This window comes from Streptomyces sp. NBC_01232 (assembly GCF_035989885.1).
Taxonomy (GTDB): Bacteria; Actinomycetota; Actinomycetes; order Streptomycetales; family Streptomycetaceae; genus Streptomyces.
In genome coordinates this window covers 268,328-283,230 of sequence record NZ_CP108518.1, presented here as the reverse complement: position 1 = coordinate 283,230, position 14,903 = coordinate 268,328, and the positions used below count along the sequence as shown (strand labels likewise).

Genomic DNA, 14,903 nt, shown 5'->3' with positions numbered 1-14,903 from the left:
CAGGCTTGATCACCCCCTGCCGGGGCGGGCGAAGCCCGGACAGGCGTCCGTCCCGGCCGCTCGGCCTGCCGCCGTGGCTCGTCGGCGCCCTACACGCCTGCCGAGGGCAGGCCGAAGGCAGGAAGATCGTCCTCTCGTGGGAAGAGGGACTCCGCGCCCGTTATCTGCAGCAGCCTTTGGAGCTGGGGAGCCGGGTTCGCCAAGTGAACTGCGGCGTTGGCCTTGGCCGCTGTCAGTCGCGCGGCGAGGAGTGCGTTGAGTCCCGAGGAGTCGCAGAAAGTGACCCGGCTGCAGTCGGCGACGATGCGGTCGGCTCGGGAAGCGCTGACGAGGCTTATGGCTTCGGCGAGGGCGTGGCTGAGGGAGGGGGCGGTGTCGATGTCGATCTCGCCGGTGGGCCGGACGGCGACCACGCGGCCGACGATCTCCACGACGTGCTGTGTGCCGTTGCCGTGGTTGTCTCGCTCGGTCACGGGAGTACCTCCTCGGTGTGCAGCCCTGTACGGACGGCCGGTTGGTCGACGAGCGCTCAGGCGTTGCGCTGGTCGGTACTGTCCTGGCGGAGCTGGTCGGTGTGGCGGGTCATGGCCTCGATGCGGTCGGCGAGGTCGGTGTCGTCGGGCCCCAGGTGGGGCCGGGTGCCGGCCAGGGGGCCGACCAGGCGAGCGGCGTCGTCGTCTGCGAGCGCCAGATTGAGCTCGCCGACGGCGCCCTCGGCGCCGGTGGGAAGGCCCGTGAGTGAGGTGACCTGTCCTGCGAGGCGCCGCAGGTCGGCCGCGTTGTCGCGGGCCCAGGCGGTGACGGTGCGCTCGGCGGCCCGCGAGTCGCGGGTGGCCTGGACGCGCTGTTCGCCCGTGCTGCCTGCCGCGCCGGGGCGCAGCCGGAGGTAGCGGCGTTCGGCGGCCTGCCGGCTGGCGACCCCGAGCGGCCCGGCGAGATCGGCCCAACTGGCACCTTGGTCGCGGGCGGTCTCGATCAGCACGCTTTCCCAGCCGGCGAGCTGCTCCCGGATCTCGCGCAGCATCAGCAGGGCGGCCAGGGCGGGGTGAGGTCCCGCGGCCGGTACGGATGCCGCCTGGTCCTCCGGGGTGCCCGCGGTGGGTTGCCGGGTGTCTGCCACGGCCTTGCTGATGATCTCCAGGGCTGCGGCAGCAGCCGTGAAGCGGACCGGCCCGGGTGGCGAGGGTTCGCTCATGACCCATCTCCAGAACGTCGTCGTTTCGATGCCATGCAGTGTCGTCATCCTTCCGGTGACGCATTACTTGTCATCGCTTCGATGACATGTTACAACGGTGGCACTTGAAGCGCATTGGCAGTTCCTGCCTGAACCAACTGGAGGTGTTTCGCGATGTTGATGCGCACCGACCCGTTCCGCGAGATGGACCGCATCGTCCAGCAGCTGTCCGGCACGTCGGGCACATGGTCGAAGCCGTCCGTGATGCCGATGGACGCCTACCGCCAGGGCGACGTGTACGTGATCGCCTTCGACCTCCCCGGAGTGAGCACCGAGGCGATCGACATCGACGTCGAGCGGAACATGCTGACGGTGAAGGCCGAGCGCCGGCCTGCAGGGAAGTCCGACGGCGTGCAGATGGAGCTCTCCGAGCGGCCCCTCGGTGTCTTCTCCCGGCAGATCATGCTGGCCGACACCCTCGACACCGAGCACATCGAGGCCGACTACGACGCGGGCGTCCTGACCTTGCGGATCCCGATCGCCGAGCGCGCCAAGCCGCGCAAGATCGCCATCGGCGGCGAGTCCGGCCGCAAGCAGATCTCCGGCTGACCGCTCGCCAGCGGCGGAGGACGGGAACCCGATCCCCCTCCGGCACCCGTCCTCCGCACCCCCCCGCCCCCCTTTCACCCCTCCCATGGAGGTGACGTGAGATGCCGATGCGCCGGGAGGCGTTCCTGGAGCACGTCCAGGAACGCGGCGAGTACCGGACTCGGGAGGAAGCCGAACGCGTGGCCCGCGTCGTCCTCGCCCTGCTGGGCGCGCACCTGGTCGGCACCGTGCGGGCCGAGCTCGCCGCACGCCTCCCCGAGACCTACGCCCTGATCCTCCTCAACCCCCTGCAGGCCGCAGAGCCGCTCGCCCCCGAACGCTTCGTCCGCGCGACCGCGGCCTGGATCGAAGGCGCCACCGAGAAGACGGCCCTGTGGGACATCGGCGCGGTCCTGTCCACGGTGGCTGCAGCTGCCGGAGACGTCCTCATCCGCGAAGCACTGCTCCAGCTCCCGCCCGGCTACGACCTCCTCTTCGGCCACCCCCAGCCCACCTGACCGCCGCCAGCGAAGAGAAAGGCAACCGCGATCATGTACGACCAGCCTCGAGCGAACCCGGCCCAGACCGCTATGACGTTCGACCAGATGCTGGAACGCGTGCGCTACGAAGGCGCCTACCCCACCCGCGAACGCGCCGAGGACGCCGTCCGCACCGTCCTCGCCGCCCTCGGCCGGCAGCTCGTCGGAGACGAACGCGTCGACCTCGCCCAAGCCCTGCCCGTCGAAGCCGCCCTCACCCTGACCGCCCAGATCCCCGACACCGAACACCTCACCGGCTGGGGCTTCGTCAAGGACCTCGCCGTACGCACCGGCGCCACCCCGGCCGTCGCCCGCTGGGACACCGGCGCCGTACTCGCCGTCGTCGCCCGCCTCGCCGGACCCGACCTCCTCGCACGGATCCTGCACCAGCTCCCCGGCGGCTACGCCCTCCTCTTCGGGCAGGCAGAACTGCGCCGGCCTGAGCCTGCTGCCGCCTGAAACCGGGCCGGAGTGCGCGGACGTACGTCGGGGCCGGAACCGCTCCTGCGGTTCCGGCCCCGACGTACGTCGATCAGGCCTTGAAGACGTCCTTGACCTTCTCCTTGGCCTCGCGGGCATCGCCCTTGGTCTGCTCCGCACGGCCCTCGGCGGTCAGCCGCTCGTTGCCCGTCAGGCGGCCAGCGGTCTCCTTGAGCTTGCCCTTGGCCTGCTCGGTCTTCGCCTCGGTCTTCTGCTCACCAGACACAGCTGATCACTCCCTCTTGGGTGGAAATACCTTACGAGACCGCGTATGGCCGCTGAAAGTCCTCGCAAACAGGGCCACCGCAACAGGCTTACCCGGGCTCGCCAGGCCCGCCGGCATGGGCCGGCGCGCTACCGGGGGAGAAGGGCGCGGACGGTCTTGCCGCCTTCGGGCCCGGGCGTGACGACGACGTGGTGGGCGAGATCGTTGACCATGTGCCAGCCGAATCCACCCGTCCCGTCGACGAGGTCGGGGGTCCGTGCCGGGGCAGCCTCGGGCTGGGATCCTCGACGGCTAACTCCATGGCGCCGGGGTGGGCGGCGAGGTACCTCGACCAGATGGGCATCGAGTTGGCGAAGCCGGGCAGGGACGGTGTCACGGTGCCACCAGGTGACGAGAACGGCACGCCCGGCGTCGGCAGCGAGCGCGAACAGGGTGTCGTCGCCGGCCCGGCTCAGTCGGTAGCGCCATGCCTGATCGCCGATGCCGAGGGAGTCGTAGAGCAATTCCAGGATCACGTCTTTGTCGATGACCGGCAGCCCGAGTTCCGTGGCAAGTCCGCGGGCCAGGTGCTCTTGCCGCTGGCCGGCAGACCGGAAACGATCACGCGTTGTCGATCACCACGTCAGTCTGTCGCAGCCCGATTTCGGTACTGCCCGCAGGGTGAAGTCGGCGCTTCTTCCGCCCTGCTCAGGCCGCTGTTGGTAGCGGTCTGCAGCCTGCAGCCCCGCGGATGGCTTTCTCGCTGCGGATGCGGGCACGTTCGCGTCGGTCCGCGGCCAGGATGTCGGGGTGGCGGGCATGCTTGTTGCGCCAGCGCAGGTAGGCGTGCAGGCCCCGGTCTGGACGGTGTGGTGGGGTGGTGGGAGTGGGCGAGAGTGAACTGCCGCAGGGGTCCGAAGTGGGCTTCGATGGGGGCACCGGGTCACCGCGGGTCAGGACCCGGCCGGTGCGGCCTGGTGCAGGCGCGTACGGAGCGTTTCGGCGAAGTCCTCGGCGCGGGCCAGCTGGATGCGGAGTTTGTCGACCTGCTCGGTGGCGGCCTGCTCGTACGCGCGCACGCGGCCCAGCAGGGCCTCGCGCTCGCCGGCATCGGGGCCGGGCTCGTCATCGAGGCGGTCGGTGGCGTCCAGGAGGTCGCGTATCTGGTCGAGGGTGAAGCCGAGCGGCTTCATACGACGGATGACCATGAGGCGGGCGACGTCGGTCTCGGTGTAGAGGCGGAAGCCGCCCTGCGAGCGGGCCGAAGGAGCGACCAGGCCGGTCTCCTCATAGTGGCGGATGGTGCGCAGAGACAGCTCCGTCCGCGCGGCGACTTCGCCGATCTGCATGTGCTTGTCGTCCACGCCCGCAGTCCTGGCCCTTCTCGTCGTGGAGGGCCGCGTCTCGTGCGCCCCCACCGATCTCTACCCTAACGTTAGGGTAGAGTTGCCGTTACTGGAGGCGGCGTGTCTGCCCCCCTCGTCTGCCGTTCCGGGGCCGCGGGCGCCCCCAGCGAAGATCCGATTCTCGCAGGAGAGAGCGTGCGCGAGCCCATGACGCCCAGCGCCTCCGCCTGCCCCCCGTGACCCTTCGGCGTGAGCCGCTCGGCCGCGCCTTCGCGCGCCCCGGCTCCGTCGTCTCCTCGACTTCCGGCCCGCCGTTCACGGGCCGTCCGCGGGGCGCCGGCCTGGCTCCTCCGCGTTCTCCCGCACGCCCCGACTGCCAGCGGGGTGTGCCTGAGCACGACAGGTACTCGTCTCCGTGTCTTCACCCGTAGTGACTCCTGCCATGCGGTGGCGTGGTCTGCGCCCGGACTGGCTGGGCGACCCGAAGGTCTGGCGCACCGAAGTGCTGGCCGGCTTGGTGGTCGCGCTCGCGCTGATCCCGGAGGCGATCTCGTTCTCGATCATCGCCGGTGTCGACCCGGCGGTCGGCCTGTTCGCCTCGTTCACGATGGCCGTGGTCATCTCGATCGTCGGCGGCCGACGAGCCATGATCTCCGCGGCCACCGGCGCGGTCGCACTGGTGATCGCGCCGCTGAACCGCGAGCACGGCTTCGGCTACCTGGTCGCCGCGGTCATCCTGGCCGGCGTCTTCCAGATCGCGCTCGGCGCGCTCGGGGTGGCGAAGCTGATGCGGTTCGTCCCCCGCTCGGTGATGGTCGGCTTCGTCAACTCCCTCGCCATCCTGATCTTCATGACCCAGGTCCCCGAGATGACGAACGTCCCGTGGCCGGTCTATCCGCTGATCGCGGCCGGCCTCGCGCTGATGGTGTTCTTCCCCAAGGTCACCACCGTGATCCCGGCCCCGCTGGTCTCCATCGCCATCCTCACCGTGATCACCGTCGCGGCCGGGATCGCGGTACCGACCGTCGGCGCCAAGGGCTCCCTGCCCTCCTCCCTCCCGGTCCCAGGCCTGCCGGACGTGCCGTTCACGATGGACACCCTGACCACCATCGCCCCCTACGCGTTCGCGATGGCGCTGGTCGGCCTGATGGAGTCGCTTATGACGGCCAAGCTCGTCGACGAGATCACCGACACCCACTCCTCCAAGACCCGCGAGTCCGTCGGCCAGGGCATCGCCAACATCGTCACCGGCTTCTTCGGCGGCATGGGCGGCTGCGCCATGATCGGCCAGACCATGATCAACGTGAAGGTCTCCGGCGCCCGCACCCGCCTCTCCACGTTCCTGGCGGGCGCGTTCCTGATGGTGCTGTGCATCGTCTTCGGCCCGGTCGTCTCCGACATCCCCATGGCCGCACTCGTCGCCGTCATGGTCATGGTGTGCTTCGCGACGTTCGACTGGCACTCCATCGCCCCCAAGACCCTAAAGCGCATGCCGGCCGGGGAAATCACGGTCATGGTCATCACCGTCGTCTGCGTGGTCGTCACCCACAACCTCGCCATCGGCGTCGTCGTCGGCTCCGTCACCGCGATGGTCATCTTTGCCAAGCGCGTCGCCCACCTCGCGGAAGTCACCGCCACCACCACCCCCGACGGCAGCAGCGTCCGGTACACCGTGGCCGGCGAGATGTTCTTCGCCTCCTCCAACGACCTCGTCGGCCAGTTCAACTACGCCGGCGACCCCGACAAGGTCGTCATCGACCTGTCCCAAGCCCACATCTGGGACGCCTCCTCCGTCGCCGCCCTGGACGCCATCGAGACCAGGTACGCCAAGCGCGGCAAGACCGTGGAAATCACCGGCCTGAACGACCCCAGCGCCGATCTCCACGGCAAGCTCACCGGTGAACTGACCAGCCACTGACCGCAACATCGAGAACGGCGAAGGGCCCCTGCCATCGGTCGGGGCCCTTCCCCGTTCTCAGAAATGAACATCAGTGAATCGGCTTGTGAGAGACGGAGCGGCCGGTGGCCGGTGTGCGGATGATGGGGCAAGTCCAGTGCGGAGCTCTGCTGTTGTGGTGTGCCGAGCCGTGGACGCAGCAGAGCGCGGACTGCCGTAGACGTCGATACGGAGAGGCACATGGAGTTCGGAACCGCCACGCAGTTGATCACTGTTGGAGCCACTCTGAGCGGCGTCGTCCTGACGCTTCTGGCCAACGCCTACCTCGAGCGCCGCAGGGCGCGGGACACGCGCGAACTTGAGTCGATGCGATGGGATGCGGAGCATTCGACGTGGCTGCGGGAGGAGCGTACGAAGGCTTATGCCGGGCTCTCGCTTGCAGGAGAGGAGGTGCTGCAGTTCATACGTTCTGAGATGCCACTGCTCATCGGCCCGGCCGGTGCTGCTCGACGTACTGATGCGGAGGCTCGCTGGCACGAACTTCGCACCGAGCTCCGGAAGGCCTATAACCAGGTCGCACTCTTTGGCGCTGACCAGGCACGGACAGCTGGTCTGCACATGTGGCGGATCGCCCGTGGCGGAGGAAGCGACTTTCTGCATGCCCTCGGCCCCGACGACGTACCCCCCTCCGATCAGCTCGACCTCCCCGAGCAGATCAGGACGATCACATCGGACCTCGGGACGGCTGGCGATCGGTTCCTGGAAGCCTGCCGTGAAGATCTACAGGGTGAATGCTCCCCCCTTCGAAGAGAGCCGGGTCCCGACAGACCAGCCTGGAGGCAGGAGTAGTACCGCCGCTGACACTTCGGGCAGGTGGAGCGAGCCGCCATCGCCCGGTCGAGCGCCCATTCCTGTGCCGAAGTCGGCGTCCGCTTCGGTCGGGCGGGGTCCACCCGGTAGAGCCACCTCGGGTGGGTTGGTTGCACAACTGGTCGGGCCGGGTCGGCGCAGTACTTGCAGCGCCGGACCGCGACCGGGGCGCGCCTGCCAAGGGCTCAAGCCCTGCTTCCGCTACTGCCGCCGGGCAGTCAGATCCTCGGGACAGGTGCGCCGATCGAACTCCGAAACCAGCCTGCTCACGGGATCCGAAAGGGCCTCCGCCCGGAACTCGCCGAAAGGTCGGAGCCTTGGCCACCGGCCACATGGCTTCGGTTTCGACTCGTGAGACAAGATGGGTCTCCGATCGGTCAAGGGAGTGTCGGGATGGCATATGTGCTACAAGCCGTGATCGCCGGAAATAAGCTGCTACGTGATGCCTTCCGGGACCTGCCTGCGGCTCGGGTGGCGCCCCTCAGACAAGGCCTGTCGCTAGCCCCTATGACCGGCAAGCTGTTTGATGCCGTCGCGGACGGAACCGACGTGGATCATTTGGGGTTCCGGCGGCTCCCGGGAGGATTCGACAGGCTCCTCGCCACGTGGTCGACCGCCGGGCCGATGGCCTACGTCGAAGCCGAATACTTCGGTGGCACGGGCGAGCAGCACGCTGCGGTCTGGGCTGGCGGAGCCATCAAGCTGGGACCGCTTCACGTGCAGGAGAGCCAGCCGATGCCCCCTGCGGGCAGCCCGATTTCCCAGGCCTTGCGACAGCTGGGCGTGCAGACAACCGCTACAGAGGACGAGTTCTCAGCCGCAGGCCTGGGCCGTCATCGCCACAGCGAGGGCTGGACCGCCTGACAGCGACTTCCCCGCAGGAACACGCAAGCTCGCGGATCGAGCCCGTTCACGTGAGAACTGCGCACCGTCACCGATTCGTCCAGCGCAGTGTTCCCGCCCGAGCACTTGCTCTGATACTTGGAGGAACACGTGGAAAAGGCCGAACCCCAGCGGCGATCGCACTCTGATGCGGCGGGTCCGGGCGAGTGCACGGATGGTCTGCGCGAGCGCGGGTTCGTCCGCTACGGCGCTGAGCAGCTCGGTATCCTCCCGGCCGGCTCCGCCGCGAGGGACTTGGCCAGGATCCGGGAGGTCTTCGAGGCTCTGCCGCCCGACCCGTACGCGCCCGGGACGAATCGGTTCCGCCGGTACTCCCATGCCGTGTACCTGCCGTGGAAGGACGAGCTGTCCTGGATTCCCGGAACCCCCGACCCCGTACACGGTACGGTCACCGACTTCTCCCAGGGCGAGGACGACCCTGAGTATCCGCGGACGCGGCGCGTGCTCCCCGACATTCCCGAGGCGCTGCGCGGCAATACTCTGCTGTTGCGACTCCTGCGCTGGGACATCGAGCAGGTCCTGTCGCTGAAGAATCTGGGGAGACGGCCGCTGTGGGCCGGTGTCCACCTGATCAGGCTCGGCGTCGGCCGTCCCGGCCAGGAGGCCGTTTCCAACCCGAACTGCTTGCACCAGGACGGTGGCTCGGCCAGCACGTTCACTTTCGCCCACCTGATCAGCCGTACCAACGTCACCGGCGGGCAGAACGTCATCGCCACACCAGGCAGCGCAGGCCTCCAGCCCGAGGACCCGTGGGCGGACATCCACGCCGACTTCACCCTCACCGACCCACTGGATGGCTACGCCGTCCACGACCACAGAGTCAGCCACTACGTCGGCCCGGTCCGCGCGGGGTCCGAGCCGGGGCCGGGCGAACGGTCCATCCTCATCGTCGGCCTCGCCCCGTACGTTCCGCAGCTGTGACACCGGCACCACCACCCCAGCCGAGAGGCGGATCCTGACGCGACTGCGTCAGGAGTGCGGAGGCTGAGCGCCAGGCACTGCTCGGACTCGCCGAGGACTGCCCCACCACGACTGAGAGGCCCGCAGCTCAGCTGCAAACGCGTGGCAGCGACTGGGTGCTGGGAAGGAGCCTGTTGACCTGTCTATCCTCTCCACCACCAGGACGAGCAGGACCGGCTGTGCGACATCGCGGGCGGCTGCGGCGGGGGACACCGTCGCCTCCCCCCGTAGCGCCTTCTTGCATGGAGGGCCAGACGTCGCACCCCGCTCGCCGTGGTGATGGTGGCGTCCAGCGTGGAGTCGCCCAGGACCGTGGCCCCGGCCGGGGCCTCCTGCCCGGCCGTCCAGTACGGATTGCGCGTCGCCGGCAGGGCTCTGTGGTCGTGGCAGGCCGCACAGCCGCACACACAGCACCGGTGGTGGGACGGGGACAGACGGCGCAGTCGTCGTGGAGTGAGTATCGGCCGGGGCAGCAGTTCCCGGGGGTGATCGGGCGGACGACCGAGGAGTCGAGTCCGGCGTCCAAGGCCCTGCTGCTCCTCCTGACCGCACAGGACAGATGAAAGCACCCACCAGGCACCGGGCCTACGCGGCTCCGGGCGAGCGGTGCGAGGCCTGCCGCAGGGCGAGAAGCATGCGCGAATTACGGACTTGAGTGCGAAGAATTCTGCAGAACGGCTGTTACCTGACCGGCTGGTCCGGGCGGGTGAGGCGGGGGAGGAGTGCGCCTGGTGGTGCGCCGGAGCGTGCCGACCCCGATGTCCGGTTTGCGGGGCGGGTGGGTGTAGCGGTCAGTGAATGTCAGCGGCACGCTCGGCCGGAATGCGTGCATCCGGCAGGCGACTGTGACGGATATGTCCACGTCTGGTAACCGGCGTCGGCGGGGGCTGCCGTGGGGTCCGTGTCGGGTCGAGAGTGTGGCCCTCGGCTCATCCGGGCCGATCTCGACAAGTGCCTCTGCCACCCTGTTTCGGCTGGTGGGGCACTGTTCTTGAGGGAGCGCCACCTATGTCTTCTGCTTCTTCCTCCGTACGCCGTATCGCCGCCACCGCCCTGGCGGCCGGCGCGATCGTTTCGGCCGCGGCGCTGCCGGCGGCCGCACATGACGGCGACCGCCACCACCAGCGGCCGCGGGTGGAGATCAGCCGCGTCCAGGCCGACAGCCCCGGACGCGAGGACCGCTCCAACCGCTCCCTGAACAGCGAGTGGGTGGAGATCACCAACACCACCCGCAACCCGATCAGCCTCCGCGGCTGGACCCTGCGCGACAGCGACGGCAACCGCTACCGCTTCGACAACATCCGCATCGGCGGCCGTAACACCATCCGTATCCACACCGGTAACGGCCGCGACACCCGCACCGACCTCTTCCAGGACCGCCGCGACTACGTCTGGGACAACCGCTCCGACACCGCCACCCTCCGCGACGACCGCGGCCGCACCGTCGACACCGAAACCTGGGGCCGCCGCCGCTAGCACCGTGACCGCAGGCCCCGCACGATGTCGGGGTCCTGCGTGACATGACCGCACGGGCCGTCGCCCCCTCGGGCGACGGCCCGCACTGCTGCGTGCAAGGGGCGGCATCTAAGCGGGGTGTCAGTGGGGGCGGTGACGATGGGGAGATGAGCGCCGAGACCCGCGCCCGACGGCCCGCACGCGGGTCTCGGCGGGTTGTGCGAGGACATCCGGGGCGCCCTCGCAGGGTGGGTGCCCTGGATGCTCGGCGTCCACGTTCACCGGTCGGTGTCCGGGCCGGCCGAAGTGGCTCAGCTGGTTGGCGCGGTCGCGGGCGCCGCCGAGATCACGGTGCTCCCCGGCGACGGCGCGACCGCGCGGGCGGAGCCGGACACGGCGGCAGCCAGATCCTCCACGGCTGCGGCGGGGCGGGCGGCGACGGATGTGCGTGCGGAGCTTGCTGCCGTTCGCGCGGGTTGCAGGCGTGCGGCGGTTGCTCTCGGTCTGCGTGTTCCCGTCGTCTTCTGACCGGGGCGGTGGGCCTGAACTTCGGTGCCGTCGATCCGCAGCGTGACCCCTTCTGCCTCGGCGAAGGCGAATACGTCCTCCCATGTGCGAAGGCGCACCCCAAAACGGTCCGGGACTGCGAACCCGCGTGAGGTTAGCAGGCGACGGATCTCCCGCACGGCTCGGCCGATCGTGAGACGGCTCGTCCGGTACAGCTCGGCCAGCGCCACCGCAGCACGACCAGCGTCACTATGACCCGGTCGACAAACACGAGATCATGGTCTGGGCCGGCGCCGGCCGCACGCAGGAGGTCGTGGCCTCGGCGTTCGGACAGCGCACTGTCCCGCAGTGTCGACCACGGACCGGCCAGCCCGTCGATCAAATCGGCCAGGTGGCCGCGCGGGCCCAACCAGGTGCAAGCAGCCGGTCATGATCGCGCAACCCTGTGACAGCCCCACAGCCCCACAGCCCCACAGCCTCAACGCGCCTTCGCTCTCGTCGCTGTAGCTGCCAGTGAGCCAAAGGGGTGCACACGGGTGTCAGCTCAGTGCGACCTCGCCTGCGTGGAGGGCACCCATCACGCGCCCGACAGTCTCATGGACTTCGCCGACCGGAGCCGCGTAGCCGATAGCGCTGCGCGCGGCATCCTCCCCGAGCGTCCGGGTGATCACCCACGCGGCAAGATACTGCGATGCCAGGCAGCCGCCTGCCGTAGCGATGTTCCCCTCCGCATGGAACGGTGTGTCCAGCACAGTGACATTGCAGGCCTCGACATAGGGCCGGCTCGTCATATCCGTACTGGCCGGCATCCCAGCCAGCAACCCGAGTCGTGCAAGTACCAGCGCGCCGGAGCACTGAGAACCGATCAGCTGCCGCGACGGCTCGAGCCGCAGCATGGCGAGCAGACGGTCATCGGCGACCACGTCGCGCGTCTTCACCCCGCTGCCGATCAGCACAACGTCAGCCTCGGTGACGAACTCCATCGGACGCTGCCCGGTCACCTCGACTCCGTTCATCGACGTGATCACGGGCACAGGTGTGGTGATGAAGGCCTCCAGGCCGTCTTTGCGACACCGGTTGATCAACGCTGAGGCGATGAAACTGTCAAGCTCGTTGAACCCGTCGAAGGTGACCACGGCTACCTGCATCGCAACTCCCTGAGTATGACGTCCGGGCATCAAGCCTTCCGAAGGCACCAAGCCCGGGTCACGGGCCAATCGGCGGCTGGTGGCATACCTGCCACAGCTCTCACAGTCCAAGACCTCCAGCACCGACCTCATCGGGCGGCTTCCGGCGATGACCCGTACACGGCAGCGCTGCACAACCAGAACTCCGGGAAGTTCCTGGAGATCGCGGACCGGAGCACGGCCAATGGTGCGCCGGCCCGCCAGTGGACGTGCACAGGCGGAGCGAACCGGAGCTGGTTCTCACCCGCGGACTGCTGACGCTGCGAGAGAGCCCGCCGGGCGGACCCGGCAGCATGCGCTTCATCCTGGCGGTCCCATGGAGGCGGTCCCCGTGGCACGCTGCTTTCCAACGCGAGCATCGCGGTGAAGCGCGCTGCAGGGTCGTATGGTCCTTCAGGAGTCGAACTGGAGGGTCTGTTGGCAGGGCCCGAGCCGACGACCGCGCTGACCGGGCAGCGGGGGAGTCCTGCCCGTAGGTTCTGCACTCAATCGCGAACCGGTAGCGCCATCATGGCGGCTCCGGATACGACGCGCCCGGACACCGACACTTGTGTCAGCCTCGCCACCGCGCGGGGCTGACGCAGGACCGCAGGTTTGGATGGCCGGGCCACGCCGCGTCGGGCACTGCTTGATCAGGCCGGGCCGCCGGCGCGCTGTGCGACGACGGCCTGTCTGCCGAAGCGGTTGCTACCGGGCTCGGGACGGCCTACTCCAAGGCCCTGGTCATGCTCCTGACCGCGCAGGACAGGTGACACTTCGCGTCACAACATCGGTCGTGTTGGCTTTCGGTTTCGCCGGAGCGCTTTGCGGTCCGCGGGCCGGCGGGCCCGTGTTGCGGGCGCCTGTGTGCCTGGGGCCGGTCGGCCTGGGTCATGCCGAATAGGCGGGGCTGGTGTCGAGCTGATGAGCGTGGTGCGGGAATCGGGTGCTGGGGTCGGGGGCGAACCTGAGGGGCAGTGCCATCGCAGTCGAGTGGGCTTTGATCGCGGCAGCCGCTGGCTCAGGCGCCGCCGTTCGGTGGCGGGCACGGCTACGGCGATGCAGGAGGGCCGGCCGGGCCAGGGCTCACCGGGCTACGGCATCAGGTCGTCAGCGTGGCCGTGGCGAGGCCCCCCTCAAGGATCCGGCCTCGGGGCAGGGCGAGGTCGAACAAGCGGCCCAGGATTCCCAGCAGTGTGCGCCGCATCTGCTCGTCATCCTCTTCGCCTGTGTAGCCTTCTCGGCCGGCAACAGGCAGGCCGGCCTCCTCCATGGCCACAGTCACCCGCGTCGCCACCGTCGGGTCCCCGTCGATACCGTCGTATCCCCATGACCCGTCCAGGTGCAGATTGAACGAACAGGCAAGAACCTTGTCGTGGTAGTACTCGAAGAACGGCGGCACGGGCTTGCCGTTGTCCTCCTCGAACTTCACCTGGAAGACGTGCGCGCCGCCCGCCGAGACCCGAGCCAGCTCGTCGAACTCGCCCCACCACGCGCCGTACATGACCGCGAACGACAGGCCTGCGTGCTCGCCGTACCGCAAGTGCACGTCTTCGTCATCGAAGAGGTCAGGGTTTGCGACCTCCTCGGCGGTGTGCTCGCCAGAGGCCTGGCGGACAACGGCGGGCACCTCCTCGAAGGCCGTCGCCGCGAGCCGCTCCACCAGCTCGCCTGGGGTCACTCCTCGGGCCATCACCACGTTGTAGCCGCCAAAAGGAATCCAGCGGGGCGCCGCGAGCCAGGCAATCCCGGTATCGGGTCCGAGGGGACCAGTGTCCTGCGTTCGATGAGTCATTCGGACATGATCCAGGACGCCACCGACAACCCGGCGCAGCGGCTTCCCCGCTGCCGGACCCCTCCCAGCGGGCGAGCCGCCCGGGGCGGCGTCAGCCGCCTTCCAGCGAGGCGTAGCGGCGCTCGCGGTCGATGGCGAGACGGTGACGGCGTTGGCGCACTCGCCGATGTCGGCATCCACTGGACATGAGCCGGGACCCGCGGACGGCTGCCCTCGTTCGACGAACGACGCCTTTCGGAACACTCATGCAACTTTGGCCAGTGGAAACGCCCTCCAGGCTCCACCGACCGGCAACCAGCGACATCGAGATGCCGAACCACCAACAAGGACCCGGAGAGTTGGGACATAGGGTCGAGGGATGCGTGGACAGGGGCGGACGAAGCAGATCGGTGCGGTGGCGGTGGCGGGCGCCCTGACGCTGGCGTGGGTGCTGGTGGGGTGCGACTCGGTCATGGAGGCGATCGGGGAATCGCTGCCGACGGGTAGGGCGGAGCCCTGCCCGGAGGGCGGGGTGCGGCTGGCCGAGGGTGAGGGGAACGCGGCGATGGGGCTGCGGGTGGCCGACTTCCAGCTGGTCAACTGCGGTTCGGCGGCGTACCTGCTGGAGGGCTACCCGGAGATCCGGTTGCTGGACGGGGAGGACCGGCCCCTCCAGGTGGACATCGGGCACGGGACGAACGGCGTGACCTCGTCCGCCGCCGACGAGGACGCGCCGCCGCGGCGAGTGACCCTCCAGCCGGGCCAGGCCGCCACGACGGGCCTACTGTGGCGCAACCTGGTCACCGACTCGTCCGTGCCCGCCGTCGAAGGGCGGGTGCTGGAGCTCGTCCCCAAGCCGGGCGCGCCCCGGCTGACGCTGCGGCTGAGCGCGCCCGTGGACCTGGGCGACACCGGCAAGCTGGGGCTGAGCGCCTGGTCGGCGCTCGCGCGCTGACCAGGCGGCCGGGACTCAGGTTCCGGTTACCTCGACGTGCAGCGGGCCGGGTGTTTTTTGTTCGGCCCGGGCGAGAACGGCGTG

Annotated in this window: 17 protein-coding genes and 1 pseudogene; 10 read left to right on the top strand and 8 right to left on the bottom strand. The window is 69.2% G+C overall.

Annotated features, from left to right (window positions below; translation table 11 throughout):
* Nucleotides 1-89: 89 nt before the first annotated feature.
* Together OG444_RS01370 and OG444_RS01365 are read right to left on the bottom strand one after the other, a co-directional pair.
* Entirely contained in the window at nucleotides 90-473 is a 384-nt protein-coding gene (locus tag OG444_RS01370) for an STAS domain-containing protein (RefSeq protein WP_327260292.1), read from the bottom strand.
* Between the two features lie 56 nt (nucleotides 474-529).
* Complete coding sequence (locus OG444_RS01365) at nucleotides 530-1,195, bottom strand: HSP18 transcriptional regulator (RefSeq protein WP_327260291.1); 666 nt, start codon at nucleotides 1,193-1,195, stop codon at nucleotides 530-532.
* Nucleotides 1,196-1,348: 153 nt separating this feature from the next.
* On the opposite strand from OG444_RS01365, the gene OG444_RS01360 reads away from it, so the two are divergent.
* The 3 genes from OG444_RS01360 (at nucleotide 1,349) to OG444_RS01350 (ending at nucleotide 2,760) form a co-directional block, all read left to right on the top strand.
* Nucleotides 1,349-1,783, top strand: a complete 435-nt coding sequence (locus tag OG444_RS01360; protein WP_327260290.1) for an Hsp20/alpha crystallin family protein — start codon at nucleotides 1,349-1,351, stop codon at nucleotides 1,781-1,783.
* A 101-nt stretch (nucleotides 1,784-1,884) separates the two neighbouring features.
* Entirely contained in the window at nucleotides 1,885-2,280 is a 396-nt protein-coding gene (locus OG444_RS01355; RefSeq protein ID WP_327260289.1) for a DUF2267 domain-containing protein, read from the top strand.
* 33 nt (nucleotides 2,281-2,313) lie between these two features.
* A complete protein-coding gene (locus OG444_RS01350) occupies nucleotides 2,314-2,760 on the top strand; it encodes a DUF2267 domain-containing protein (RefSeq protein ID WP_327260288.1) in 447 nt (148 codons plus the stop codon).
* Between the two features lie 73 nt (nucleotides 2,761-2,833).
* Here the strand turns inward: OG444_RS01350 and OG444_RS01345 are convergent, their stop codons facing one another.
* The 4 genes and pseudogenes from OG444_RS01345 to OG444_RS01330 form a co-directional block, all read right to left on the bottom strand.
* Nucleotides 2,834-3,007, bottom strand: a complete 174-nt coding sequence (locus OG444_RS01345) for a CsbD family protein (RefSeq protein WP_327260287.1) — start codon at nucleotides 3,005-3,007, stop codon at nucleotides 2,834-2,836.
* Between the two features lie 128 nt (nucleotides 3,008-3,135).
* Nucleotides 3,136-3,522, bottom strand: coding sequence for a hypothetical protein (locus OG444_RS40700; RefSeq protein WP_405786803.1), 387 nt, complete (start codon nucleotides 3,520-3,522; stop codon nucleotides 3,136-3,138).
* Nucleotides 3,523-3,694: 172 nt separating this feature from the next.
* A pseudogene (locus OG444_RS01335) lies at nucleotides 3,695-3,920 on the bottom strand (IS630 family transposase); the annotation flags it as partial.
* A gap of 19 nt (nucleotides 3,921-3,939) precedes the next feature.
* Complete coding sequence (locus OG444_RS01330) at nucleotides 3,940-4,350, bottom strand: MerR family transcriptional regulator (protein WP_327260286.1); 411 nt, start codon at nucleotides 4,348-4,350, stop codon at nucleotides 3,940-3,942.
* Nucleotides 4,351-4,774: 424 nt separating this feature from the next.
* Between OG444_RS01330 and OG444_RS01325 the strand changes: the two genes are divergently transcribed.
* The 5 genes from OG444_RS01325 (at nucleotide 4,775) to OG444_RS01305 (ending at nucleotide 10,438) form a co-directional block, all read left to right on the top strand.
* A complete protein-coding gene (locus tag OG444_RS01325; protein WP_327266626.1) occupies nucleotides 4,775-6,250 on the top strand; it encodes a SulP family inorganic anion transporter in 1,476 nt (491 codons plus the stop codon).
* A 219-nt stretch (nucleotides 6,251-6,469) separates the two neighbouring features.
* Nucleotides 6,470-7,078, top strand: coding sequence for a hypothetical protein (locus OG444_RS01320; RefSeq protein WP_327260285.1), 609 nt, complete (start codon nucleotides 6,470-6,472; stop codon nucleotides 7,076-7,078).
* Nucleotides 7,079-7,606: 528 nt separating this feature from the next.
* Complete coding sequence (locus OG444_RS01315; protein ID WP_327260284.1) at nucleotides 7,607-7,963, top strand: hypothetical protein; 357 nt, start codon at nucleotides 7,607-7,609, stop codon at nucleotides 7,961-7,963.
* Between the two features lie 273 nt (nucleotides 7,964-8,236).
* Nucleotides 8,237-8,923 carry a 2OG-Fe dioxygenase family protein gene (locus OG444_RS01310; RefSeq protein ID WP_327260283.1) on the top strand — a complete coding sequence of 229 codons (687 nt, stop codon included), beginning with the start codon at nucleotides 8,237-8,239 and terminating at the stop codon, nucleotides 8,921-8,923.
* Between the two features lie 1,047 nt (nucleotides 8,924-9,970).
* On the top strand, nucleotides 9,971-10,438 hold the full coding sequence (locus OG444_RS01305; protein ID WP_327260282.1) for a lamin tail domain-containing protein: 468 nt from the start codon (nucleotides 9,971-9,973) through the stop codon (nucleotides 10,436-10,438).
* A 1,025-nt stretch (nucleotides 10,439-11,463) separates the two neighbouring features.
* Here the strand turns inward: OG444_RS01305 and OG444_RS01300 are convergent.
* Nucleotides 11,464-12,072, bottom strand: coding sequence for a DJ-1/PfpI family protein (locus tag OG444_RS01300; protein ID WP_327260281.1), 609 nt, complete (start codon nucleotides 12,070-12,072; stop codon nucleotides 11,464-11,466).
* 15 nt (nucleotides 12,073-12,087) lie between these two features.
* Here OG444_RS01300 and OG444_RS01295 point away from each other — a divergent pair, with 15 nt between their 5' ends.
* Nucleotides 12,088-12,369 carry an RICIN domain-containing protein gene (locus tag OG444_RS01295; protein ID WP_327260280.1) on the top strand — a complete coding sequence of 94 codons (282 nt, stop codon included), beginning with the start codon at nucleotides 12,088-12,090 and terminating at the stop codon, nucleotides 12,367-12,369.
* Nucleotides 12,370-13,192: 823 nt separating this feature from the next.
* Here the strand turns inward: OG444_RS01295 and OG444_RS01290 are convergent.
* Complete coding sequence (locus OG444_RS01290) at nucleotides 13,193-13,885, bottom strand: hypothetical protein (protein ID WP_327260279.1); 693 nt, start codon at nucleotides 13,883-13,885, stop codon at nucleotides 13,193-13,195.
* Nucleotides 13,886-14,243: 358 nt separating this feature from the next.
* On the opposite strand from OG444_RS01290, the gene OG444_RS01285 reads away from it, so the two are divergent.
* A complete protein-coding gene (locus OG444_RS01285) occupies nucleotides 14,244-14,819 on the top strand; it encodes a DUF4232 domain-containing protein (protein ID WP_327260278.1) in 576 nt (191 codons plus the stop codon).
* Nucleotides 14,820-14,903 lie beyond the last annotated feature (84 nt).

Bases quoted from the DNA above. Each gene is read 5' to 3' on its own strand.
- OG444_RS01305 (WP_327260282.1), top strand. From the start codon at position 9,971: ATGTCTTCTGCTTCTTCCTCCGTACGCCGTATCGCCGCCACCGCCCTG.
- OG444_RS01360 (WP_327260290.1), top strand. From the start codon at position 1,349: ATGTTGATGCGCACCGACCCGTTCCGCGAGATGGACCGCATCGTCCAG.
- OG444_RS01325 (WP_327266626.1), top strand. From the start codon at position 4,775: ATGCGGTGGCGTGGTCTGCGCCCGGACTGGCTGGGCGACCCGAAGGTC.
- OG444_RS01355 (WP_327260289.1), top strand. From the start codon at position 1,885: ATGCCGATGCGCCGGGAGGCGTTCCTGGAGCACGTCCAGGAACGCGGC.
- OG444_RS01285 (WP_327260278.1), top strand. From the start codon at position 14,244: ATGCGTGGACAGGGGCGGACGAAGCAGATCGGTGCGGTGGCGGTGGCG.
- OG444_RS01365 (WP_327260291.1), bottom strand. From the start codon at position 1,195: ATGAGCGAACCCTCGCCACCCGGGCCGGTCCGCTTCACGGCTGCTGCC.
- OG444_RS01295 (WP_327260280.1), top strand. From the start codon at position 12,088: ATGACGTCCGGGCATCAAGCCTTCCGAAGGCACCAAGCCCGGGTCACG.
- OG444_RS01300 (WP_327260281.1), bottom strand. From the start codon at position 12,072: ATGCAGGTAGCCGTGGTCACCTTCGACGGGTTCAACGAGCTTGACAGT.
- OG444_RS01350 (WP_327260288.1), top strand. From the start codon at position 2,314: ATGTACGACCAGCCTCGAGCGAACCCGGCCCAGACCGCTATGACGTTC.
- OG444_RS01320 (WP_327260285.1), top strand. From the start codon at position 6,470: ATGGAGTTCGGAACCGCCACGCAGTTGATCACTGTTGGAGCCACTCTG.
- OG444_RS01315 (WP_327260284.1), top strand. From the start codon at position 7,607: ATGACCGGCAAGCTGTTTGATGCCGTCGCGGACGGAACCGACGTGGAT.
- OG444_RS01290 (WP_327260279.1), bottom strand. From the start codon at position 13,885: ATGACTCATCGAACGCAGGACACTGGTCCCCTCGGACCCGATACCGGG.